1 protein-coding gene and 1 pseudogene are annotated in these 1,387 nt (G+C 65.9%); one reads left to right on the top strand and one right to left on the bottom strand.

Going from position 1 to position 1,387, the window contains the following annotated elements; all coding sequences use genetic code 11:
- Positions 1 to 161, top strand: a pseudogene (locus EOA33_RS41170) (LysR family transcriptional regulator); the annotation flags it as partial.
- A gap of 25 nt (positions 162 to 186) precedes the next feature.
- Here the strand turns inward: EOA33_RS41170 and EOA33_RS35790 are convergent.
- A partial coding sequence (locus EOA33_RS35790; protein ID WP_127407730.1) for an EAL domain-containing protein occupies positions 187 to 1,387 on the bottom strand: 1,201 nt, incomplete at its 5' end.

The following is a 1,387-nucleotide window of genomic DNA, read 5'->3' as shown; positions in this document are numbered from 1 at the left end:
CGCGGCGGGAGATCGGCGGGGCGCCCGCCCGCCACATCTGCGAAAGCCTCGACAACATCTCGGTGCCGCTGGGCGAAGAGACGGGAAACTTCGACTTCGCCGCGCTCGCCTTTACCAAGATGAAGCGGACCAAGGCAAACCAGATCATGCCGGGCTGGTAGGGCCTGTTTCCGGGTCAGAGATGCCCTAGGCCCGGGCGGCCGCCGGCACGACGTCGTCCGGCGAAGCCAGACCGGAAAGACCGAGCAACTGGCCCGGTTCGAGCGGTGGCGACAGGAAATAGCCCTGGAACTGCCGGCATCCCATGGCGACCAGCAGGATCTTCTGCGCCTCGGTCTCGACACCCTCGGCGGTGACGTCGACGCCGAGCGCGACGGCGAGGTCGATCAGCGCCTTGACGATCGCCGCCGCATTGCCTTCGCCGTCGAGCAGCCGGACGAAGGAGCGGTCGATCTTGAGCTTGTCGATGGCGTGGCGGCGCAGATAGCTCAGCGACGAATAGCCGGTGCCGAAATCGTCGAGCACGATGCCGATGCCCGACTGGCGCAAGGCGGCCAGAGCCGCCCTCGAGGCATCGCTGTTCTCCAGAAGCACACTTTCGGTGATCTCGAGTTGCAGGCGCTGCGGCGCCAGTCCGGTGTCGGCAAGGATCGACGCAACCTGTTCGGCAAAGCCGGCGTCGCGCAGTTGCAACGGCGACACATTGACGGCGAGCCATGGCAGTTCGGTCCGCACGGCGAAACGGCAGGCTTCCTGCAGCACCCATGCGCCGAGTTGGCCGATCATGCCGCGCTCCTCGGCAATGGCGATGAACTGCGCCGCCGGCAAAGCGCCATGCACCTCATGCCCCCAGCGGATCAGCGCCTCGGCGCCGAGGATCGTCTTGCCGTTTGCCGCGAACACCGGCTGATAAGCGAGCCCGATGCCGGTGCCGCCATCGAGGGCCTTGCGAAGCTCGGTCTCAACCTTGCGCTTGCGTAAGAGAAGGTCGTCCATGTCGCCGGCGAAGACCTGGTGCCGGCCACGGCCGTTCTTCTTGGCCTCGTAAAGCGCGATGTCGGCCTTGCGCAGCAGGTCATCGGCATCGGTCTCGGCCTCGGCCGACAGCGCGATGCCGATGCTGGCGCTGACGAAGACCTGGTCGTCGATGAGCTTGAACGGCTCCTGCAACTTCTGCAGCAGCCGCTCGGCAATGTCCTCGGCGGCGCGGATATCGCGGATGTCGATGAGGATCAGCGCGAACTCGTCACCCCCCAGCCGCGCCACGGTATCGACTTCACGAATGGTGTGCTGGAGCCTGGCCGCAGTCTGGCGCACGAGCTCGTCGCCCGCCGGATGACCGAGCGTGTCATTGATATGCTTGAAGCGGTCGAGGTCGAGATAGAGC

It is taken from the genome of Mesorhizobium sp. M4A.F.Ca.ET.050.02.1.1 (genome assembly GCF_003997725.1).
Classification (GTDB): Bacteria; Pseudomonadota; Alphaproteobacteria; order Rhizobiales; family Rhizobiaceae; genus Mesorhizobium.
The sequence above is the reverse complement of the archived record's forward strand: the minus strand, read 5'-3'. Positions and strand labels throughout refer to the sequence as shown.